Source organism: Ensifer sp. 1H6, assembly GCF_001976035.1.
Lineage (GTDB): Bacteria > Pseudomonadota > Alphaproteobacteria > Rhizobiales > Rhizobiaceae > Ensifer > Ensifer canadensis.
This window is the reverse complement of the sequence record NZ_MOAI01000005.1, coordinates 1-21,799: the sequence shown is the minus strand read 5'-3', so window position 1 is coordinate 21,799 and position 21,799 is coordinate 1. Positions and strand designations below refer to the sequence as shown.

At 62.7% G+C, this 21,799-nt stretch carries 20 protein-coding genes; 12 read left to right on the top strand and 8 right to left on the bottom strand.

The window, feature by feature from the left end; translation table 11 throughout:
* Positions 1–11 precede the first annotated feature (11 nt).
* The 3 genes from BKP54_RS07480 (at position 12) to BKP54_RS07470 (ending at position 4,533) form a co-directional block, all read left to right on the top strand.
* Positions 12–2,507, top strand: a complete 2,496-nt coding sequence (locus tag BKP54_RS07480; protein ID WP_084814329.1) for a fused MFS/spermidine synthase — start codon at positions 12–14, stop codon at positions 2,505–2,507.
* A 233-nt stretch (positions 2,508–2,740) separates the two neighbouring features.
* Positions 2,741–3,277, top strand: a complete 537-nt coding sequence (locus BKP54_RS07475; protein WP_025428485.1) for an L-2-amino-thiazoline-4-carboxylic acid hydrolase — start codon at positions 2,741–2,743, stop codon at positions 3,275–3,277.
* Entirely contained in the window at positions 3,274–4,533 is a 1,260-nt protein-coding gene (locus tag BKP54_RS07470) for a Zn-dependent hydrolase (RefSeq protein WP_038577813.1), read from the top strand. The genes BKP54_RS07475 and BKP54_RS07470 overlap by 4 nt, the downstream gene beginning before the upstream one ends.
* 59 nt (positions 4,534–4,592) lie before the next feature.
* Here the strand turns inward: BKP54_RS07470 and BKP54_RS07465 are convergent, their stop codons facing one another.
* The 3 genes from BKP54_RS07465 to BKP54_RS07455 all read right to left on the bottom strand — a co-directional run bounded on the left by BKP54_RS07465 (position 4,593) and on the right by BKP54_RS07455 (position 6,905).
* The gene (locus BKP54_RS07465) at positions 4,593–5,282 is read right to left on the bottom strand and encodes an isochorismatase family protein (RefSeq protein WP_025428484.1); all 690 of its coding nucleotides are present in this window, start codon (positions 5,280–5,282) and stop codon (positions 4,593–4,595) included.
* 27 nt (positions 5,283–5,309) lie between these two features.
* Positions 5,310–5,936: an isochorismate family cysteine hydrolase YcaC gene (gene ycaC / locus BKP54_RS07460; protein ID WP_025428483.1), complete on the bottom strand. Its 627-nt coding sequence runs from the start codon at positions 5,934–5,936 to the stop codon at positions 5,310–5,312.
* Between the two features lie 93 nt (positions 5,937–6,029).
* The gene (locus BKP54_RS07455; RefSeq protein WP_057211359.1) at positions 6,030–6,905 is read right to left on the bottom strand and encodes a pirin family protein; all 876 of its coding nucleotides are present in this window, start codon (positions 6,903–6,905) and stop codon (positions 6,030–6,032) included.
* 125 nt (positions 6,906–7,030) lie between these two features.
* Here BKP54_RS07455 and BKP54_RS07450 point away from each other — a divergent pair, with 125 nt between their 5' ends.
* Positions 7,031–7,951 (top strand): LysR family transcriptional regulator, encoded by a 921-nt coding sequence (locus tag BKP54_RS07450; RefSeq protein WP_057211361.1) that lies wholly within the window; start codon positions 7,031–7,033, stop codon positions 7,949–7,951.
* 32 nt (positions 7,952–7,983) lie between these two features.
* Here BKP54_RS07450 and BKP54_RS07445 read toward each other — a convergent pair whose 3' ends face one another.
* A complete protein-coding gene (locus BKP54_RS07445) occupies positions 7,984–9,213 on the bottom strand; it encodes an ROK family transcriptional regulator (protein ID WP_025428480.1) in 1,230 nt (409 codons plus the stop codon).
* Between the two features lie 231 nt (positions 9,214–9,444).
* On the opposite strand from BKP54_RS07445, the gene BKP54_RS07440 reads away from it, so the two are divergent.
* From BKP54_RS07440 to ugpC, 6 genes are all read left to right on the top strand, one after another.
* Positions 9,445–10,683, top strand: coding sequence for an extracellular solute-binding protein (locus BKP54_RS07440; RefSeq protein WP_025428479.1), 1,239 nt, complete (start codon positions 9,445–9,447; stop codon positions 10,681–10,683).
* Between the two features lie 203 nt (positions 10,684–10,886).
* Positions 10,887–11,768: a sugar ABC transporter permease gene (locus tag BKP54_RS07435; RefSeq protein ID WP_084814328.1), complete on the top strand. Its 882-nt coding sequence runs from the start codon at positions 10,887–10,889 to the stop codon at positions 11,766–11,768.
* Positions 11,768–12,613, top strand: a complete 846-nt coding sequence (locus BKP54_RS07430) for a carbohydrate ABC transporter permease (RefSeq protein ID WP_084814327.1) — start codon at positions 11,768–11,770, stop codon at positions 12,611–12,613. The genes BKP54_RS07435 and BKP54_RS07430 overlap by 1 nt, the downstream gene beginning before the upstream one ends.
* On the top strand, positions 12,610–13,635 hold the full coding sequence (locus BKP54_RS07425; RefSeq protein ID WP_025428476.1) for an aminotransferase: 1,026 nt from the start codon (positions 12,610–12,612) through the stop codon (positions 13,633–13,635). Before BKP54_RS07430 ends, BKP54_RS07425 begins: the two co-directional genes overlap by 4 nt.
* A 3-nt stretch (positions 13,636–13,638) precedes the next feature.
* Positions 13,639–14,574: a carbohydrate kinase family protein gene (locus BKP54_RS07420; protein ID WP_025428475.1), complete on the top strand. Its 936-nt coding sequence runs from the start codon at positions 13,639–13,641 to the stop codon at positions 14,572–14,574.
* Positions 14,571–15,656: a sn-glycerol-3-phosphate ABC transporter ATP-binding protein UgpC gene (gene ugpC, locus BKP54_RS07415; protein WP_025428474.1), complete on the top strand. Its 1,086-nt coding sequence runs from the start codon at positions 14,571–14,573 to the stop codon at positions 15,654–15,656. Before BKP54_RS07420 ends, ugpC begins: the two co-directional genes overlap by 4 nt.
* A gap of 160 nt (positions 15,657–15,816) precedes the next feature.
* Here ugpC and BKP54_RS07410 read toward each other — a convergent pair whose 3' ends face one another.
* The 4 genes from BKP54_RS07410 to BKP54_RS07395 all read right to left on the bottom strand — a co-directional run bounded on the left by BKP54_RS07410 (position 15,817) and on the right by BKP54_RS07395 (position 18,843).
* Positions 15,817–16,587 carry an amino acid ABC transporter ATP-binding protein gene (locus BKP54_RS07410; protein WP_057211363.1) on the bottom strand — a complete coding sequence of 257 codons (771 nt, stop codon included), beginning with the start codon at positions 16,585–16,587 and terminating at the stop codon, positions 15,817–15,819.
* Positions 16,588–16,600: 13 nt separating this feature from the next.
* Positions 16,601–17,263, bottom strand: a complete 663-nt coding sequence (locus tag BKP54_RS07405; RefSeq protein WP_057211365.1) for an amino acid ABC transporter permease — start codon at positions 17,261–17,263, stop codon at positions 16,601–16,603.
* Between the two features lie 5 nt (positions 17,264–17,268).
* Positions 17,269–17,931 (bottom strand): amino acid ABC transporter permease, encoded by a 663-nt coding sequence (locus BKP54_RS07400; protein WP_025428472.1) that lies wholly within the window; start codon positions 17,929–17,931, stop codon positions 17,269–17,271.
* A 72-nt stretch (positions 17,932–18,003) separates the two neighbouring features.
* Positions 18,004–18,843, bottom strand: coding sequence for a transporter substrate-binding domain-containing protein (locus BKP54_RS07395; RefSeq protein ID WP_025428471.1), 840 nt, complete (start codon positions 18,841–18,843; stop codon positions 18,004–18,006).
* Between the two features lie 160 nt (positions 18,844–19,003).
* Here BKP54_RS07395 and BKP54_RS07390 point away from each other — a divergent pair, with 160 nt between their 5' ends.
* Both BKP54_RS07390 and BKP54_RS07385 read left to right on the top strand, forming a co-directional pair.
* Positions 19,004–20,062, top strand: a complete 1,059-nt coding sequence (locus BKP54_RS07390) for a D-TA family PLP-dependent enzyme (RefSeq protein WP_057211367.1) — start codon at positions 19,004–19,006, stop codon at positions 20,060–20,062.
* Positions 20,063–20,409: 347 nt separating this feature from the next.
* The gene (locus BKP54_RS07385; protein WP_025428469.1) at positions 20,410–21,435 is read left to right on the top strand and encodes a sulfate ABC transporter substrate-binding protein; all 1,026 of its coding nucleotides are present in this window, start codon (positions 20,410–20,412) and stop codon (positions 21,433–21,435) included.
* The last annotated feature ends 364 nt before the right edge of the window (positions 21,436–21,799 follow it).

Genomic DNA, 21,799 nt, shown 5'->3' with positions numbered 1-21,799 from the left:
AGAGACAGGGCATGCAGCAACGGGCCTTTGCCATCAGCCCCGCAGTGGCCGGGTTCATGCTTTTCCTTTCCGGCGCGGCCGCGCTGATCTTTCAGGTTCTCTGGATCAAGCAACTCTCGCTCGTCACCGGTGTCGATGTCCATGCGGTCAGCGCCGGCGTCAGCGCCTTCTTTCTCGGCCTTGCCCTCGGCAGCTTCGCCATTGGTCGCTTCGGTGATCGTGCCCACCGTCCCTTGCGCCTCTATGCGCTGCTTGAGACCGGCGTCGCCCTGCTCGGCGTTGTCGCCACATTTGCACTGGCGCGGATCGCGCCTCTCTTCGTCTCGATCGAGTCGAGCTTGCCTGTTGTCGCGTGGGGGATGCTGATCCTGCTCGTCGCCACACCAGCCTTTCTGATGGGCGGCACGCTGCCTGTTCTTCTGCGCGGCCTGCAGTCGGCTCCCGGCGGGATCGGGACCAAAGGCGGACGCCTCTACGCTGCCAATACGCTTGGCGCGATCGTCGGCTGCCTCGCCGTCTCCTTCGTCATCATTCCAGCGCTTGGGGTCCAGGCCACCGGCCTTGCCGCCGCCGCTCTCGGGCTAACCGCCGCTGCTATCGGCTTCTTGCGCAGTTCGGCTTTCGCCGTCTCCGCGCCGGACGCATCGCCGGCATCGTCCACTGGCGAAGGTGGGTCTCGCCTGGCGCTTGTTCTCTACGCGCTCGCCGGCGGCGTCGCGCTCGGCTACGAGGTCGCCTGGTCGCAGGCGATCGTGCAATTTATCTCCACCCGCTCCTTTGCCTTCTCCGTTGTGCTTGCCACCTACCTTGCCGGCCTTGCGCTGGGCGCAGCACTCTTTGCGCGGCGGACCGATCGGCTTGCCGATCCCTGGACCGCGTTCGGCCTGCTGATTACCGCCGCCGGCCTCGTCGCCCTTTTCGAACTGGCTGTGCTCGGCACCTGGCTCACCGCCTGGCAGACGAATGCCGAAGCTACGGTCGCAGCCATGACGGGCAGCATCTTTGCCGGCATGAGCGCGCGGTTTGTCGTGGCGGCGCTGAGCATCGTTTTCGTTCCGACGCTGATCCTCGGTGCTGCCTTTCCAGTCGCGTTGCGCCTTGCGGTCAACCCCGCCCATGTCGGGCGCGATACCGGCCGTGTGCTGGCGTTCAACACGCTCGGCGGCATCGCAGGAACCCTGGTCACGGGCTTTCTGCTGATCCCGGCACTCGGCATCATCCGCAGCTTTGCCATATTGGCGGTCGTCGCCGCCGTGATCGGCCTTGTCGCAATCTTCAGGGGCAAAGGCAGCGTGCTTGCCGGCTCTCGCCTGGTCGTGCCCGTGCTCGGCGCCCTCACGCTTTTGCTTGCGGTCCTCGTGCCATCGGACCGGCTCGCCACTCTGCTGACGAAGTCGCGCAGCGACGGTAGAATCATTTCCTACGAAGAGGGCCTCGGCGCCACGGTCGCGGTTATCGAGCAGGGGCAAGCCGACCGCCGCTTCCGCCGGCTCTATATCCAGGGTGTTTCCAACACCGGCGATGCCATGCCGTCGCTGCGCTACATGCGGCTGCAGGCTTTGTTGCCGCTCCTCATCCACAAGGGCGAACCGAAGTCGGCGCTGGTGATCGGGCTTGGAACCGGCATTACCGCCGGCTCGCTGCTCGCCTATCCCGGGCTGGAACGCCGCGTGGCAGCGGAGCTATTGCCCTCCGTTGCGCGTGCAACAAGCCTGTTCAAGGGCAATTATGACGCAGCCAAGGATGCCCGACTTGAGGTCCGGCTGCGCGACGGGCGCCGCGAACTGCTGCGCAGCCAGGAACGCTACGACCTCATCACCCTGGAGCCGCCGCCGCCATCGGCGGCCGGCGTCGTCAATCTCTACTCGTCGGACTTCTACCGCCTCGCGCGCGACCGCCTGGCTGAGAATGGCATGGTCGCGCAATGGCTGCCGATCGCAACCCAGAACGACGAAGACACCCGCTCCCTCGTCAGGAGCTTCCTCGACACCTTCCCCGAAGCTACGCTCTGGTCGACGGAACTGCACGAGATGCTGCTCATCGGCTCGCTCGAACCGCAACAGCTCGACGCGACACGAATTGCCGACCGGATGAAAGAGCGCTCGATTGCCGCAGCCCTCGGCGAGGTCGGCATTTCCAGCCCCGCGGATCTGCTGGCGACCTGGATGATGGACCGCACGGGGCTGGAACGTTACGCGGGTTCTGCACTTCCGGTGACCGACGACCAGCCTCGGATCGAATATGCAAGCTGGGTGCGCCCCGACGAGTTGCAGCGCACCCTTCCGGCGCTGATCGCCCTGCGGACGGAACTCCCGCTCCTTGCCGCCGACCCCGCAGCGAAAGCATCGATTGCCGAGGCGCACAACCGGCTGCTGCTCTTCTACCAGGCCTCGCTCAATGCCTATGCCGGCTACCGCGCCGAATGGGCTCGCGACATGGAGCTGCTGATGCAGGTCGAGCCGGCCAATCCCTATTACAAATGGTTCGTTTCAAACAGTCAGCGATGACCGATTGGCTGAGGTGATCGATGCGGCTCCAAGCCCTGCGTCGGCACCTGCAAGCCGCGCTGCCAACCGCAACCGACCAAGAATAATTCCGCGAGAAATGCAGCTGGGCGCGAAATATTTGCGCAACAGCCCTTGTGAATGGGACGGATTTGCAACCCTGTCTCCGCGGTCACGGTATACTCTGTCGCTCAATCGAACCAACCATCTGTTGGACAGGGAGGCAGGGTATCTTCATGACAAACGAGGACAAGACCGGGGACGCGGCGACATCACGCGCCGCGATGGAAGGCGAGTTGGGCATTCTCGCACGGCGACGCATAGAGGCGGGCATTATCGCGCCGATCTATGAGGCAATGCGCGAAGAGATCGGCGAGGAGCGCGCCCAGGCTATTCTCGACAAGGCCGTCAGCCGCGCCGCGATCGAGGCCGGCAAGGCGTTTGCGGCGAAAACGCCTGGCGGTACCAACCTGCGGACATTCCAGGAGTTGCAGGATCTCTGGACGCAGGATGATGCCCTGACGATCGAGGTGACGAAGGCGACCGACGACGAATTCCACTACAACGTCAAGCGCTGTCGCTACGCCGAGACCTATCGCGAGATGGGGCTCGGCCATATCGGCCACCTGCTTTCCTGCAACCGCGACGGCGTGTTCTGCACCGGCTACGATCCGCGCATCACGCTCGAGCGCACGCAAACGGTGATGCAGGGCGCGTCCCATTGCGATTTCCGCTACCGCCTGAATGCTGAAGCAACCGGAGAGCAGAAATGACCACGGCGGGACAGCCAAGCAAAACCCCGGCCGCCGGCACCAACATGCCGCGGATCAACGGCGACCGGCTATGGGCTGATATCGTCACGACCGCTCGCTTCGGTGGCACCGACAAGGGCGGCGTCACCCGGCTGACACTGACGGAAGAGGACCGGCAGGTCCGCGACTGGTTCGTCGGCGAATGCCGCTCGCTTGGTTGCACGATCGACGTCGACGGGATCGGCAATATCTTCGCCACCTACCCCGGCGAAGATCCATCACTGCCGCCTATCGCCGTCGGCAGCCACCTTGATACCCAGCCGCAGGGCGGCAGGTTCGATGGCGTCCTCGGCGTTCTTGCCGGGGTTGAACTGATCCGCACGCTGAAGGAGACCGGCACAGTGCTGCGGCATGGCCTGACCGTCGTCAACTGGACGAACGAGGAAGGCTCGCGCTTCTCGCCGGCGATGATGGGGTCCGGCGTCTTTTCCGGCGCATCCTGCCTGGAAGCGATCGAGGCCCTGACTGACCGGGACGGGACGACCGTGAAGACGGCGCTCGAAACGATCGGCTATCGCGGCGAAATCCCTGTCGGACATGTGGGCTTTGCCGCCTATGTCGAACTCCACATCGAGCAGGGCCCGCTCCTGGAAGCGGCGGCGACGGAAATCGGCATCGTCACAGGCGTGCAGGGCGTGCGCTGGTTCGACGTCTCCATTACCGGGACGGAGGCGCATTCGGGCAGCACCCCGATGGCGCAGCGCGACGACGCGCTGGTCGCGGCCTCAGAGATCGTGCTTGCCGTGCGCGACATCGCCCGCCGTCATTCGCCCGGTGTCGGGACAACAGGCTTTGCCACGGTCGGCCCCAATTCCCGCAATGTCGTGCCGGGCACAGTGCAATTGCAGATCGATATGCGTCACCCTTCGGAAGCAGGCCTGAACCAAATGCAGGCCGCGCTGGAGCAGGCTGTCGCAGCGATCGATGCCGAGATCGGGCTCAAACACATCTGGTCGAAGCAGCCGGTTGTCTTCGATCCCGATATCGTCGATGCAGTGCGTGCCAGCGCCGAGGCACTCAGCTATTCCGCAACCGAAGTGGTCTCCGGTGCCGGTCACGATGCAGCCCATATCGCCGGCATCTGCCCGACGGCCATGATCTTCGTGCCTTCCAAGGACGGGCTGTCGCACAACGAGGCGGAATATTCCTCGCCTGAGGAATGCGCGCGCGGTACCGACGTCCTGCTGCAGACGGTACTGCAGATCGACCTGAAATAACGACAGATGTCGCCGGCAGGGATTTTCCCGCCGGCGACGTTTTCTCAGTGCGTGCTGGTTCAGCCGCGGGCTGAATCCAATTGCTCGTGCTCTTTCTCGACCTGCTGTGCCTTCAGGTAGCTTTCGATCAGCAACTGATATTCCGGGAAGATCTTGGTGTAGATCTCGGCCCATTGCTGCGCGTCGTCACGATGCCAGGTGCGCTGCAGCTCGGATGCGACGGCCGCCGTGTCCATCGGGACAACGCCCGCCTGGACGACGCGGGCAAGCGTGATCTCCTGCGCCATTTTCGAGTAGGTACCCGAAGCATCGACGACGGCGAAGACCTTGTAGCCTTCATGGACGGCGCTGATGGCCGGGAATGCCATGCAGACGCTGGTGATGGTGCCGGCAATGATCAGCGTCTTGCGGCCCGTCGCCTTTACGGCGGCCACGAAGTCCGGATTGTCCCAGGCGTTGATCTCGCCGCGACGCGCAATGTACGTGGCATGCGGCGCATTCGCATGGATTTCCGGGATCAACGGACCGTTCGGCCCCTGCGGCACCGACGCCGTGGTGATCACAGGCATCTTCGTCAGCGTCGCCATGCTGGCAAGGGCTGCCGCATGGGCGCGCAGCTTCGGCATCGGCATGTCGTTGACGGTCTGGAACAGCCCGCTCTGGTGATCGATCAGAAGCATGACCGCATCATCGGGATCGATGACCGGGCGAGCGCCGTTGAAGTTGGCGACATTGTTGACGTTCGTCATGGGTATTCTCCTGTTGCCAGACCGCAATTAGCGGGAAGCCTTGGTGGTGGTGTAGCTGCTGATCAGGTTGCGGTAGTCGGGGATATGGTTGGAGAACAGCGTTCCCAGCCCCTCGACGTCGTTGCGCCAATCGCGATGCAGCTCGCAGGCGAGACCAAACCAGGTCATCAGCTGGGCACCGGCCTGCGACATGCGATCCCAGGCCGAATGGCGGGTGATCTCGTTGAACGTGCCTGACGCGTCAGTGACGACGAAGACGTCAAAACCTTCCTCGAGGGCGGACAGGGCCGGGAATGCAACGCAGACCTCGGTGACGACGCCGGCAATGATCAGCTGCTTCTTGCCGGTGGCCTTGATCGCCTTGACGAAGTCTTCATTGTCCCAGGCATTGATCTGTCCGGGGCGGGGGATGAACGGTGCATCCGGGAACATTTCCTTCAGTTCCGGCACGATCGGGCCGTTCGGGCCATCCTCGAAGCTGGTCGTCAGAACCGTCGGCAGCTTGAAGTATTTCGCGAGGTCCGCGAGTGCCAGGACGTTGTTCTTGAACTTGTCGGGATCGATATCCCTGACCAGCGAGAGCAGGCCCGCCTGGTGGTCGACGAGCAGAACCGCAGCCTGATCCTTGTCAAGACGCTTGTAGGTTTTTGCCATAGTGAAGACTCCTTCATCTTTCGTCATGTCCGCGTGCTCTGGCCGTTGATCGGCCGTCATGGGCTCGGCGCGGAGTTCCGAGCCCCCGAGAACTCAAAGTGCCGGTTCGGACACAGCGCCGAAGCGCCCGTTCTGGAAGTCGGCGAAGGCCTGGCGGATTTCGTCGACCGTGTTCATCACGAAGGGGCCGTGCATGACCACGGGTTCATCGATCGGCTCGCCGCTCAAGACGAGAACGGTCGCATCGGAGCTGGCGTCGAGCGTAATGGCGCCGCCTTCGCGGCCGAGGAGGCCGAACTGGGCTTCGCCGATCAGATCGCTGCCGTTCACCAGCACGGTGCCGTGTAGCACCGCCAGGCCGACCGAATGGCTCTCAGGCAGGTCGAGTGCAAGAGAGCCACCCCGTTTCAGGCGGAGGTCCCAAAGATTGATCGGGGTAAATGTCTTCGCAGGTCCATTGCGACCGTCGAACGCGCCGGCGATCACCCGCAACGTCCCGGCATCCTCCGGCAGCGTCACCGTCGGAATGTCGCCGTTGACCAGCGTCTGGTAACCAGGCTTTGCGGATTTGGCGCGCGCCGGCAGGTTGACCCAGAGCTGGACCATCTCCAGCGTCCCGCCCTGTTTGGTGAAGGCGTCGGAATGGTATTCTTCGTGCAGGATGCCGCCGCCGGCCGTCATCCATTGCACGTCGCCGGGACCGATATGGCCGCCATTGCCTGCCGAGTCGCGATGATCCACTTCGCCGCGATAGACGATGGTCACCGTCTCGAAGCCGCGATGCGGATGCACGCCGACGCCACGCGGCCGGCTGTCCGGTGCAAATTCTGTCGGGCCTGCATAGTCGAGCAGCAGGAACGGGCTTGCATGTTCGCCGACGCTGTCATGGGACAGCAGCGAACGGACCGGAAAACCATCGCCAACCCAGTGCTGCCGGGCGTTTCCAAAAATGCCGAGTATCTTGCGCATTGGTGTTTCTCCTTGTGCATCGCCTTGCAAGCGATGACGTTGGGAGGAACATATTCTCGCGACAAATCTGGCGGTAGACAGCCAAATCGGACTATAGTGTCCTATCAATAGGACAATCATCCGCCATGCAGGACCTGAACGATCTTAAGCTTTTCGTCGATGTCGTCGAGCAGAACGGTTTTGCTGCGGCCGCGCGCAAGCTCAATATGCCGCGTTCGCGGCTGAGCCGCCGCATCGGCTTGCTGGAAGAACAGCTTGGCGTCCGCCTTGTTCAGCGTTCGACGCGCCACTTCGTCGTGACGGATATCGGCAGGGAGTACTATCGCCATTGTGTGGCGATGCTGGTCGAGGCGGAAGCCGCGCAGGAGGTGATCGACCGTATGCGCTCCGAACCGCAGGGCGTCGTGCATGTCAGTTGTCCCTCCTCGGTCCTCTATTTCCAGGTCGGCGAGATGATTGCCCGCTTCATGGCCGGCTGCCCGAAGGTCGAGGTGGTGCTCGAAAGCACCAATAGGCAAGTGGATGTGCTGCGCGAAGGCATAGACGTGGCCATCCGCGTTCGTTTTCCACCGCTCGAGGAGAGCGATCTCGTGATCAAGAGGCTGGCTGAAAGCGGGCAGCGCCTGGTCGCCAGCCCCGGACTGCTCGGTCAGGATGCACGACCGCTGAAGCCCGCCGATCTCACGGCCCTTCCGAGCCTGGCATGGAATTCCAACCGGCAGGAGCATGAGTGGTGTCTGGACGGTCCTGATGGTGCCAATGCCATTGTCCGCCATCACCCGCGGCTTGTCACCGAAGATATGGTGGCCCTGCGCCTCGCCGCCCTGAAAGGCGTCGGCGTCACCCAGCTGCCGACCATGGTCGTCAGGCAGGACCTGAAGGACGGAACGCTGGTCGACGTGCTGCCCGACTGGGCGCCCCGATCAGGCATCATTCACGCAGCCTTTCCATCGCGGCGCGGCCTGCTTCCCTCGGTCAGGGCTCTGCTCGACTTTCTCGCGGCCGAATATGCCGAACTTGCACGCCTTGACGAGCCGGGGACCTGATCGGCGCCGATGACGCGCCGCAAGCCGCAGCCTCAGGAATGGTCGGCGGCGCGGGTCTTCAGGATTGCCGAAAAGCGCGGGTCAAATGTGCGGCTGATCGGCTCGGCGGCAGCGCCGATCGCGACCGCCCAGGGATCGGTGAAGCCGACCTGCAGGCGCGGCAGACTGCGATCACGGCGATCGGCGAGTGACGGAAGCAGCGGTTGCATCGCATCCGTGACCAGCCGCGCCAGGCCGGGCGGAAGCCCGCCGCACAGGATCACCGTCTGCGGGTCGAAGATGGTTTCGAGTGCCTGGACAGCCGCGCGCAGTTCGTAGACGGCCGCATCCAGCCAACCGGGCAACCTGATATCTTCACTCTCCACGGCCGCATCAATGTGGGCATAGAGGTCCGGATCGGCAGGATCGAGCGCGAGTAGCTTGCACAGAGAGGCGATCGACGCGCGGTATTCAAGCGGGGTGCGCTCATGCTCGGCAGCACCGCGCGGCAGGCTGAGAATCATGCCGATCTCGCCGGCATTGCCATTGGCACCGCGATAAAGCTCGCCGTTGAGGATCAGCCCCGCGCCAAGGCCGTAGCCGAGATAGATGCAGATCGCGTGATCGACGCCATGGGCGGCGCCGACCAGGCGCTCGGCCGTCGCTGCAGCGGCCGAGTCGTTCTGCAGGCCGACATCGAGACCTGTGCCTGCAGCAAGCGTTTCGAGCAGCGGGAAATTCTGCCACGCCGCCATCATCCAGGGATCGTCAGCGTCGGCGTCGATACCGAAGGGACCGGGCATCGCCGCACCGAGCCCGACGAGGCGATCCTCCGATTGCGGCGCGATCGACGCCAGGTCGCTTCGGGTCTTTTCGATCAGGTCGAGAATGGTTTTCACGCCGGTCGCCGGCCCGCCCGCCGGAAGGTTGGCCTCCCGGCGCGCCAGGACCGTCCCCACCAGGTCGACGGCGATGGTGCGTGTGACGTGCCTGTCGATCTGCAGGCCGATCGCGAAGGCGCCCTCGGCAACCAGACGATAGGGCGTTGACGGCTGTCCCCGGCCGCTGCGAACGACTGCCAGCGACTGAACCAGCCCGTCACGCTCAAGCTCTTCGATGATGTTTGAAACCGTCTGCTTCGTCAGCGCCGTCGCACGGGCAAGATCGGCGCGGGACAGCTGCCCGTTCAACCGCAACGCGTCGATCATGACACGACGGTTGTGGGCGCTCGCCCCTTCCTGGTTGGTGCCGCTCTTTGCCCGGATCGGGCGTAAATCATTCATCCTCAAAACCCTCTTGACACTGTTAGAATATTGAACAAGAAATAAGTCAAGACAATTGACTTAATTGAGAGCCGCAAAGAGCTCCAGGGGAACGAAGGTCATGGCCAAAGGTCGTCACCAGCGCTCCGATAGATATGTCGACGGCCGTCCGCAAGCGGGCGGATTTCTTATATTCGGTGCACCGGGGAGGTGTATCGGCAAAACTGAACCGCTCAGTTATTGGAGGCAGGAATGTTGAAATCCATTAAAACCACGTTGCTCAGCGCAACCTTGCTCGGCTTGTCCTTTGCCGGCCACGCCTATGCTGAAACCACACTCAATGCGCTGTTCATGGCGCAGGCGGCCTATAGCGAAGCCGACGTGCGTGCGATGACCGAGGCCTTCACCAAGGCCAACCCGGATGTGAAGGTGAACCTCGAATTCGTTCCTTACGAAGGCTTGCATGACAAGACCGTGCTGGCCCAAGGCTCCGGCGGCGGTTACGACGTCGTGCTCTTCGACGTGATCTGGCCGGCCGAATACGCCGCCAACAAGGTGCTGGTCGATGTCTCCGACCGGATCACCGACGAGATGAAATCCGGCGTGCTGCCGGGCGCCTGGACCACGGTCGAATATGACGCCAAGCGCTACGGCATGCCGTGGATCCTCGATACCAAATACCTGTTCTACAACAAGGAAATCCTCGAGAAGGCCGGCATCAAGGCGCCGCCGAAAACCTGGGACGAACTGACGGAACAGGCCAAGATCATCAAGGACAAGGGGTTGCTCGCAACGCCTATCGCCTGGAGCTGGTCGCAGGCCGAAGCCGCTATCTGCGACTACACCACGCTTGTTAGCGCCTATGGCGGCAAGTTCATCGACGGCGGCAAGCCTGCCTTCACGTCCGGCGGCGGTCTCGACGCGCTCAACTACATGGTCACGAGCTATTCTTCGGGCCTGACAAATCCGAACTCGAAGGAATTCCTCGAGGAAGACGTTCGCAAGGTCTTCCAGAACGGTGAAGCAGCCTTCGCGCTCAACTGGACCTACATGTACAACCTCGCCAACGACCCGAAGGAAAGCAAGGTTGCCGGCAAGGTCGGCGTCGTGCCGGCACCGGGTGTTGCGGGCAAGAGCGAGGTGTCGGCCGTCAACGGGTCGATGGGCCTCGGCATCACCTCGACCAGCAAGCACCCGGACGAAGCGTGGAAGTACATCGTCCACATGACATCGCAGCCGACGCAGAATGCCTATGCCAAGCTGAGCCTGCCGATCTGGGCCTCGTCCTATGAAGACGCCAATGTCACCAAGGGCCAGGAAGAGCTGATCGCCGCCGCCAAGCTCGGCCTTGCCGCCATGTATCCGCGCCCGACGACGCCGAAGTACCAGGAGCTTTCGACAGCCCTGCAGCAGGCGATCCAGGAAGCGTTGCTTGGACAGGCCTCCGCCGAGGATGCACTCAAGACCGCCGCCGAAAACAGCGGTCTCTGATCCCACGGCTTCGACCTCCCGGGTGGCCCTGCCGCCCGGGACTTGCCGGAACGGTTTCACCGGCAATAGCATGAGCCCACGGCATAATTCCTTAAATCGGAATCGACTTAAGGAATTATGCGGCAGGTTTAAAGCGCTACAGCGTGCTTTGCGCGTCATATCTGATGCGCGGCGCTGTAGATGGCCTAAAAGGTTTCCATCCCATGTCCGGTACCTGGATAACAACACGCGCGTGGCTGCTGATGCTGCCGCTGCTCGCAGTCATGATCGCTGTCATCGGTTGGCCGTTGGTCGACACCGTCAGGCTTTCGTTCACTGACGCAAAGCTCGTCGGCACCGAAGGCAAGTTCGTCGGCCTCGACAACTATGCCAAGGTGCTCGGCGGTTCGAACTTCCTGCGGGCCTTGGTCACGACCACATGGTTTGCGGTTGTCTCGGTGACCGCCGAAATGGTGATCGGCGTGCTGGCGGCCCTGCTGCTCAATCAGCAATTCCGCGGCCGCACGGCATTGCGCGCCTTGATGATCCTGCCCTGGGCGCTGCCGACGGTCGTCAACGCGACGCTGTGGCGGCTGATCTACAATCCGGAATATGGTGCACTGAACGCGGCCCTGACGCAGATCGGCCTGATCGACAGCTATCGCTCCTGGCTCGGCGAGCCTGGCTCGGCGCTGACAGCCCTGATCGTCGCCGACTGCTGGAAGAACTTTCCGCTCGTTGCCCTGATCGCGCTTGCAGCTCTCCAGGCGGTGCCGCGCGACATCACGGCCGCCTCGCTCGTCGATGGCGCAGGCCCGTTCAACCGCTTCCGCTATGTCATCATGCCCTATCTCGCCGGCCCGTTGCTCGTGGCGCTGGTGCTGCGCACGATCGAAGCCTTCAAGGTCTTCGACCTCATCTGGGTCATGACACGCGGCGGCCCGGCCAACAGCACGCGCACGCTGTCGATCCTCGTCTATCAGGAAGCTTTCTCGTTTCAGCGGGCAGGGTCCGGCGCCTCGCTGGCGCTGATCGTCACACTGCTGGTGACCGTACTTGCGGTCGCCTATGCCGCACTTGTGCGCAAAGCCGCGGGAGCCACCTGATGGAACGCCAGAGCCCACCGTTCACTGCCTTCATCTACGCCTGCGCCCTGTTGCTGACGGCCGTCATCCTGGCGCCTGTTGTGTGGCTCTTCGTCATGAGCATCTCGTCTGCGGCCGACCTTTCGGCAAAGCCGCTCAACTGGTGGCCTGATGAGATCGATCTGTCGCGCTATGGGCTGCTGCTGACCACGCTCGAAAACACCGCCGGCGCGGCCTTCGTCGCTTCGCTCTTCAACAGCCTGAAGGTCGCCGGCATGGCGACGCTTGCCGCCATCGCCGTTGCCATTCCCTCGGCCTGGGCCGTGTCGCGCACGCCCACCGTCTCCTGGTCGCTTTACGCGGTGATCGCCACCTACATGCTGCCGCCGGTGGCGCTTGCGGTGCCGCTCTATATGGGCCTTGCCACTCTCGGCCTGTTGAATTCGGTCTTCGGCCTTGCACTCGTCTATCTCACCATCCTTGCGCCCTTCACCACCTGGCTGCTGAAGTCCGGCTTCGATTCCATTCCCAAGGAGATCGAGAGCGCTGCCATGATCGACGGCGCCAGGCTGGATCAGATCCTCAGGCTGATCACCCTGCCGCTCGCCGCCCCCGTGATGGCGACCTCGGCACTCTTTGCCTTTCTGCTTGCCTGGGACGAATTCTTCTATGCGCTGCTGTTCACCTCGGACCTGCGCGCAAAAACCCTGACGGTCGCCATCGCCGATCTCGCCGGCGGCCGCGTTTCCGACTACGGACTGATTGCGACCGCCGGCGTGCTAGCCGCCCTGCCTCCGGTGCTGATCGGCCTCATCATGCAAAAAGCCCTGATCTCCGGGCTCACCAGTGGCGGCGTCAAGGGATGACCATGAGCGATACCAGAAACCGCCCGGCCGGGCTCATTGCAATCGACCGTGAAATGGCCCGTCAGGCTTCAGACGCCGTCGCCTCGTTCCACGCCGCACAGGCGCTCACCGGCAGGATCGCTGCATCGCTCAGATCGACCGGCAAGCTGCTACTGCTCGGAATGGGCGGCTCGCATGCGGTTGGTCGCGCGCTCGAACCGCTCTACCGGGCCCACGGCATCGATGCTATCGCGCTGCCGCTGTCCGAACAGCTGGGCCAGCCGCTGGCGATCGAAGGCAAGACGATCCTCGTCACATCGCAGTCCGGTGAAAGTGCGGAAGTTCTGCGCTGGTTCGCCGAGACCAATGGGGCGACCGGCGACACCTTCGGCCTGACCCTCGAAGAGGGTTCCTTCTTGGCCCGCAGCGCCCCATCGCTGGTCGGGGTCGGTGGCACCGAAAAGGCATTTGCCGCGACACGCAGCCTGACGATCAGCTTCGCGCTGCACCTCTCGATCCTTGCCGCCCTCGGAGACGACGCATCCGCGGCACTGCAGGCGATCGAAGCACCGCAGACGCCCGACACAACGTCGGCGCTCGCAGCGCTTGCGGATGTCCGCGCCGTGGTAACGTCCGGCCGCCAACTTCAGGGACTTGCCGAAGCGATCGGGCTCGGTCTGACCGAGTTGTCCCGGCTGCCCTGCTTCTCGCTCGAAGGCGGGCAGCTGCGGCACGGGCCAATGGAAATGCTCGGCCCGTCGGTCGGCGTCGTCTTGTTTCGCGCCGCCGATGCAACTGCCGGCCTCGTCAGCGTCATGGCGGTTTCCGCAGCCGAAGCCGGTTCTCCGGTTGTCGTCTTTGATGCCTCCGGCGAGGCACCAATCGCTGGCGTGACCACGCTTTCCTTCAAACCGGCCGCCGGCATGGCCGCGATCTTTGCGATGCTGCCGGTGGCGCAGTTGTTCATGATCGCCTTTGCCGAGGCGCGTGTCGTCGATGCCGGAACGCCGGTCCGATCGACCAAGATTACCCGGAGCGAATGAAGCATGCGTCCTCTTGTCGTCATCGGCAACGTCAACGTCGATCTGATCCTCGGGCCGGCCGCACCCTGGCCAAAGGCCGGCACCGAAGTCATCGTCGATCACGATGAGCTGCGCGTCGGCGGCTGCGCCGGCAACAGCGCGCTTGCCTGGGATTCGCTCGGTGTCGATTATGCGATCGCCGCCAACATCGGTAACGACCAGTTCGGCACCTGGCTGAAAGACGCCTTTGCCGAGCGGGCCAGTGGCTGGCCGGTCGAAAACGTCGGCACGACGCTGTCGGTCGGCATTACCCATCCGGACGGCGAGCGCACCTTCTTCACCACCCGTGGACACCTACCGCTCTTAAATTTCGACGAAATCCGGACAATGCTCGACGGCGAGCACCTGCGTGGCGGTCTGGCGCTGCTTGCCGGCTCCTTCCTCACCGACGCGCTGACCGCCGCCTATGACGATGTCTTCGACTGGGCCGAGGCGCATGACATCGCCGTGGCACTCGACACCGGCTGGCCGCTCGACGGCTGGACGGATGCCAACTGCGCGGCGACGATCGGCTGGCTGAAACGCTGTCGGCTCGCGCTCTTCAACGAGGTCGAGACGACGACGCTGACGGGCCTTGTCGATGCGGCAGAGGCAGCGCGCGCGCTCAAGTCCCACATGCCGGCCGACGCGATCGTCGTCGTCAAGCGCGGGCCGAACGGCGCCCTTGCCCTCGGCCCGACCGGAGACATCGTCTCCATCGTCGCGCCCACGGTCAAAGTGATCGACACGATCGGCGCGGGCGACGTGTTCAACGCCGGGTTCCTTGCAGCCCTTGCCGCCGGAATGCCGCTGGAAAACTGCCTTCGCACCGGCGTCACCATCGCCTCTGAGGCAATCTCGACGCTGCCGCGCAGCTATGGAAAACCCTTGTCCGCCTTTCTTCAGGAGACGATCGCATGAGCGCGCTTGAGATCCACAACATCCACAAGCGCTACGGCGAAGTCGAAACGCTGAAGGGCATCGACATCGCGCTGGAAAGCGGCGAGTTTCTCGTGCTGCTCGGCTCTTCGGGCTGCGGCAAGTCGACCCTGCTCAATATCATCGCCGGCCTTGCCGAGCCGAGCGGTGGCGATATCCGCATCGGGCCTCGGTCGATCATCGGGATGCACCCAAAGGATCGCGACATCGCCATGGTGTTCCAATCCTATGCGCTCTACCCAAACATGAGCGTTGCCCGCAACATCGGTTTCGGCCTCGAAATGCGTAAAGTTCCGGCGCCGGAACGGGAAAAGGCGGTCATTGAGACAGCGAAGCTGCTGCAGATCGAAAACCTGCTTGAGCGCAAGCCGAGCCAGCTCTCTGGCGGCCAGCGACAGCGCGTCGCCATCGGCCGGGCGCTCGTGCGAAACCCGCAGGTTTTCCTCTTCGACGAGCCGCTGTCGAACCTCGATGCCAAGCTGCGGATGGAGATGCGCACCGAGCTGAAGCGCCTGCACCAATTGCTGAAGACGACGGTTGTTTATGTCACCCATGACCAGATCGAGGCGATGACGCTTGCTACGCGCATCGCCGTCATGCGCGACGGCCGCATCGAACAGCTCGGCACGCCGGAAGAGATCTACGATCGCCCGGCCACGCTTTATGTCGCGGGCTTCGTCGGCTCGCCGCCGATGAACATTTTTGAGGCTGAAGTATCAGACAGCAGTTTGCGCGTGGAAGGCGGCGACCAGCCGATCGCCCTGCCGGCGCGTTTTCATGGCAAGGTGCAGAATGGCCAACGCGTCAAGGTCGGCATCCGCCCGGAGGCGCTGCGGCTGGCAACAGCCGAGTCCAATGCACTGCGGCTGACGGCGCGCGTCGAGGTTGTCGAGCTGACCGGCCCGGAACTGGTGGTGACGGCGCGCATCGGCGACCAGCGCATCACCGCCTGCCTGCCGCCGCGCACGCAGCTGGCCATCGATGCGGAGCGAACATTCGCTTTCGACGAGGGCGCCTTGCATCTGTTCGACCCGGAAACCGGTCGGTCCTTGCTTTCCGGTTGATGCGGAAAGGGGCTCGCTCGGTCCCGGCGCCTATCGCGTACCCAAAGCGAGTGGCGAAGTGACGTTCGATATGTCGACCTGCGGCGGAGGCGCCGCAAGCACTGTTCCGCGGCCCTCATGCCCGGATGCCACGACCGCCCCTGCCAACGGTATTTGTGCATCAGTTGAACGACGAGGTTTTCAGGAATTCGGCCAGGCGCTCAGTCTGCGGCTTCAGGAACATCTCCCGCGGATTGCCCTCTTCGCCGATGCGCCCCTGGTTCATGAAGATCACCCGGGAAGACACCTCGTAGGCAAACCGCATCTCGTGCGTCACGAGCAACATGCTCATCCCGTCCTCCGCCAGCCCCTTGATCACCTGCAGCACCTCGTTGACAAGCTCCGGATCGAGCGCAGAGGTCACCTCGTCGAACAGCATCAGCTTCGGGTTCATGGCAATCGCCCGGGCGATCGCTACGCGCTGCTGCTGACCGCCCGAAAGCTGGCCGGGATAATGATCCCTGTGCGAGAGCAACCCCACCCGGTCGAGCCATTTCTCGGCCACCGACAGTGCTTCGTCCCGCCCCATGCCGCGCACCTTGATAAGGCCGAGCATGACGTTCTTCGCCGCGCTCATGTGCGGAAAGAGGTTGAACTGCTGGAACGCCATGCCGGTCATTGCCCGCTGGCGGGCGATTTCCTTTTCCCGCTTGCGCCGCCTGACGCCGGCGACGGTGTCATAGCCGATCTCCTGGCCGTCAATGCGGATCGACCCGCCCTGGAACTCCTCCAGCATGTTGATGCAGCGCAGCATCGTCGTCTTGCCCGAGCCGCTGGAGCCGATGATCGAAATGACCTCGCCCTGCGCCATTGTGCAATCGACGCCCTTCAGCACCTCGACGGGGCCATAACGCTTGTGGAGGTCGCGGATTTCAAGAAGTGCCTGGGTCATCGGATCCGGTGCCTCACGATGGGACGGCTGTCTTGCGCTCGACGTAACGGCCGAAGCGCTCGATGCTGTAGTTGATGACAAAATAGAGGAAGCCGGCGAAGAAATAGAACTCGAGGCTCATGAAAGTGCGCGAGATCAGCTCCTGCGTGCGCAGCAAAAGCTCGGCGACGCCGATGATCGACAGCAGCGTCGAAGCCTTGACCATTTCGGCGGCGGTATTCACCCAGGCCGGCAAGGCCTGCCGCAAAGCCTGAGGACCAAGGATATAGGCAAAAGTCTGCGGGAATGTCAGGCCGATCGCCTTGGCCGCCTCCGTCTGTCCCTTGGGGATCGCCTGAAGCGCGCCGCGGACCAGTTCACCCACATGCGAGCTGCAGAAAACCGAAAGGGCAAGGATGCCGGCCTGGAACGGCCCGAGATCAATGCCGATGGTGCTGAGCACGTAGTAGCTGGCGAGAACCAGCACCAGTACCGGCGTGCCGCGGATGAAGTCGGTATAGCCGCGCACGATGAAGCGCACGGGTTTGTAGCCGTAGGTCAGGGCGAGACCGACGAAGACGCCGAGCACCGTCCCGACAACGATGGACAGGAAAGAAATGGAAACCGATACGCCGAGACCCTTGAGAAGGGGGATGCGGGCGATCCAGAGCTGGTCGAGGAATGCGGAAAGATCCATGGCGATCACCTCGGCACGGCAAGTCGGCGCTCGACCGCGCGCATCAATGCGGCGAGAAGCGAACAGGTGGCGACATAGAGGCAGCTGGCGACGATCCACGTCTCAATCACCCGGAAGCTTTCGACATTGATCTTGCGCGCCTCGAAGGTCAGTTCGGGAACGGCGATCGCGGCTGCAAGCGAGGTATCCTTGAACAGGGAGATCATCGTGCTGCCGAGCGAGGGAAGTACATTGCGCAGCATCAGCGGCAGGATAATCGAGGTGCGGATCTGCATTTCCGTGAGCCCGATCGCCAGTCCCGCCTCCCTTTGGCCAGGAGGCACGGAAAGCAACCCGCCGCGGAACACCTCGGCGAGATAGGCGCCGGAATAGATCGCCAGCGTCAGCACGAAACTCTCGATCTTACCTAGCCTGACGCCAAGCTGCGGCAGGGCAAAGTAGCTGAACAGCACCAGCACCAGGATCGGCGTGTTGCGGATCGCGGTCACATAGAAGCCGGCCGGCTTGCGTAGAACCATGGACTTCGACACCAGCCCGAAGGCGGTGACGAGGCCGATGAGACAACCGGCGAGGATCGCCGCGAAGGCGAGGCCGAGACTGAGAGCCAGACCTTCGAGCAGAAGGTCGAAAGACCGCCAGACTGCGGCGAAATTCAACTGATAACCCATGTCTTCAGCCATCCATGCCGACAGGACAGGCGTCGATCCCGCACGAGTACGGGATCGACCGAACGGAAGCGCCTACTTGAATTCGACCGGAAAGCCGATCTGCGGCGGCGTCAGGTCCTTGCCGAACCAGGTCTTGAACGACTTCGCATAGAAATCGAAATCCACCCCGGTCATGGCTTCGTGCAGCGCGGTGTTGACGAAGTTCAGCCAGTCCTGATCCCCGCGCTTGACGCCGCAGGCATAGGTCTGCGGGTTCCAGCCATAGCCGGCGTCCTTGTAGCGATCGGGGTTCTGGGTCATGTACCAGGCAAGCGACGACTGGTCGGTGGCCACAGTATCGGCCCGGCCGGATTCGAGCGCCTGATAGATGAGGTCGACAGATTCATACTGATCGACGGTCGCTTCCGGCAATGCCGCATGAACCATCGCCTCGGCATAGACGTTCTGCAGAACCGACACGGTCACCGATGAACCCGCCGCCTTCAGCGCCGCATAGTCGGCATATTTGCCGTCCGACTTCAGCATCAGGCCGACGCCTTCGCGATAATAGGGGATGGTGAAGGCGATCTGCTGGGCGCGCTCGCCGGTCACCGTCATGAACTGGCAGGTGATGTCCACCTTGTTGGTGGTGATGTTCGGGATACGGGCGTCTGATGACTGGTTGACGTATTCGATCTTTTCCGGGTCGCCGAACAGCGCCTTGGCGATGATCCGGCCCATGTCGACATCGAAGCCCTGCAGCTTGTCTTCGGCGCTCTTGAAGTGCCACGGTGCATTGGTGCTGCCGGTGCCGAGCACGAGATGACCGCGCGCGAGAATTTCGTCGAGTTTGCTCGCTGGCTGCTGCGCCTGTGCCGGCAAGGTAATGGAGGCGGCTGCGATGGCGGCAGCCGCGAGAACTGTCTTGATCATCTGCATTCTCCCATTTTTGGGTTCCCGTCATTATTCCATTATACAGTATTACAATCCTGAATAATGGATTGACGTATGAAATGCCGACGGTCATAACTTGTCAAGGGTGGATGATGTAGCTTCCCCGTGTGCCGCGCCCGACAAAAGGAAGTGATGAGCGATGCCCCTGCCGATCGAAACGCCCGCCGTGCTGGTCGATATCGAGATCGCCAAGCGCAACATCCGCACGTTCCAGGACTACGCGGACATCAACGGCATCCGCGTTCGGCCGCATATCAAGACCCACAAGTTGCCGCAGATGGCCGAGCTGCAGCTCGACGCCGGCGCCATCGGCATCACCTGCCAGAAGGTGACCGAAGCTGAAGCGATGGTGGACGGTAGTGCGCGGATCAACGATGTCCTCATCACCTACAACATTCTCGGAACGCCCAAGCTCGACCGGCTCGAGCGCCTTAATGGACGCATCGCGCTGGCAGTCGTCGCCGACAACGAGACGGTCATCAATGGACTTTCCCGTCACTTCTCGACCAAGGGCAAGCCGCTTCGGGTGTTCGTCGAATGCAACACCGGCGCGGACCGTTGTGGCGTCGCTTCGCCCGTGGAAGCCGCCCGTCTGGCCCGCCTGATCAATGATGCCAAGGGTATCGAATTCGCCGGCCTGATGACCTATCCGCCAATCGCCGGCGAGGCAAAGGTTCAGGCCTTCATGAGCGAGGCCAAGCGCCTGATCGAGGCGGACGGCCTGACCGTGCCTGCGATCACCTCGGGCGGCACGCCGAGCATGATGCATTCGGCCGGCGCGCCGATTGCATCCGAATATCGGCCCGGCACCTATATCTACAACGACCGCTCCCTCGTTTCGCGCGGCGTCGCAACCTGGGACGACTGCGCCCTCACCGTACTGGCGACCGTCGTCTCGGTGCCTTCTGAGCACCGTGCGATCATCGATGCGGGCAGCAAGGTTCTGACCGCCGACCTCCTAGGCCTCACCGGCTATGGCCATGTGCTTGGCCGCGACGACATCCGCATAGACCAGCTCTCGGAGGAACACGGCCGACTTGTGACCGACGGACCGATCGGCCTGACGGTCGGGCAGCAGCTGCGCATCGTTCCCAATCATGCCTGCGTCGTGACCAACATGGTCGACGCCGTGCATATCGTCGAGGGCGACGAGCCGAAGGCCATCTGGCCGATCGTCGCCCGTGGCCACGTGCTCTAGCGGGTTTGTTGCTGCGGCAACCGTTCTTTGGCTGAGTTTTCCTAGGCCCCGCTTCGTCCCAGAAGGGTCGCATCCCTAGCAGTCCCGTGCCCAAACCGCGTCCATACGGCCGCCCGATCACATAGCCCATCCGGAATTTTGATGTGCGCGTCAAAGGGCTCATGCTATTCTCCGCCCGGTTCGCCACTGACAGGAGATCGGCGACCAGACGGGCGTTGGGCAAACCGTTCCTTAAAAAGGCACAACAACGATAGGACTTTTCCCGATAGCCACCTCCCGCATCATCAGTTTGCGTTGAAGCAGTCAATTAAATTGATAGTTTTATCTGGTAACCGATGGAGGTCGAGATGGGCTTTGGACGAATTACCGGAATTGTGGGACTGGCAATTGTAGTCGGAGGCCTGCAGCTTGGTGCTGCAAGTGTGGCTTTTGCCGACACGACGATCCTGAACGTGTCCTATGACCCGACACGTGAACTTTACAAGGACTTCAACGCTGCCTTCGCTGAAAAGTGGAAGGCGGACACCGGCGAAACCGTGACGATCCAGACATCGCATGGCGGCTCCGGCAAGCAGGCCCGCTCCGTGATCGACGGACTGCAGGCCGACGTCGTGACGCTGGCGCTTGAGGCGGACATCGACGCGATCGCCAAGGAAACCGGAAAGATCCCGGCAGACTGGAAGACCAAGTTCGAAAATAACAGCGCACCCTACACGTCGACGATCGTCTTCCTGGTGCGCAAGGGCAACCCGAAAGGCATCAAGGACTGGGGCGATCTCGTCAAGGACGACATCCAGGTGATCACGCCGAACCCGAAGACCTCGGGCGGCGCGCGCTGGAACTTCCTGGCAGCCTGGGCCTACGCACGTGCGGCCAATGGCGGCGACGATGCCAAGGCACAGGCATTCGTTACCGATCTGTTCAAGCATGTGCCGGTGCTCGATACCGGTGCGCGCGGCTCGACCACGACCTTCGTCCAGCGCGGCCTTGGCGACGTGCTGCTCGCCTGGGAAAACGAAGCCTATCTTTCGCTCGAGGAACTCGGCCCGGATAATTTCGACATCATCACGCCGTCGATCTCGATCAAGGCCGAGCCGCCGGTCGCGCTGGTTGACGGCAATGTCGATGCCAAGGGTACGCGCAAGGTCGCCGAGGCCTATCTCGGTTACCTCTACAGCGACGCCGGCCAGAAAATCGCTGCGAAGCATTACTATCGCCCGTTCAAGCCGGCGGCTGCCGACCCCAAGGATGTCGCTCGCTTCGGTGATCTCAAGCTGGTGACGATCGAGGACTTTGGCGGCTGGAAGGAAGCGCAACCGAAGTTCTTCGGCGACGGTGGTGTGTTCGACCAGATCTACAAGCCGGGGCAATAATCGACCCTGTTCATGACATGAGAAGATCGGCCGGACCATTCGATCCGGCCGATCCCGTGCTACAGCGCCGCGCGTCAAATATGACGCGTAAAGGGACGCTGTAGCGCTTTGAACTTGCTGCAAATTTCCTCGTAAAACCGTTTCCGATTTGAGGAGGAAATTGTGCAGTGGGCCCACATGGGGATTGCGGGCATCATTGAGGACCGCTTGGGTTTTTTGCCTTGGGCATGAGAGGTGAGTTGGATTTGAGAGAGCATGGCCACAACAGGCGCTGGCGGTTTCGTCAGCCGAGCGTGCTTCCGGGGTTCGGTCTGGCGCTCGGCGTCACGCTATTCTGGCTGGTGCTGATCATCCTCATTCCGCT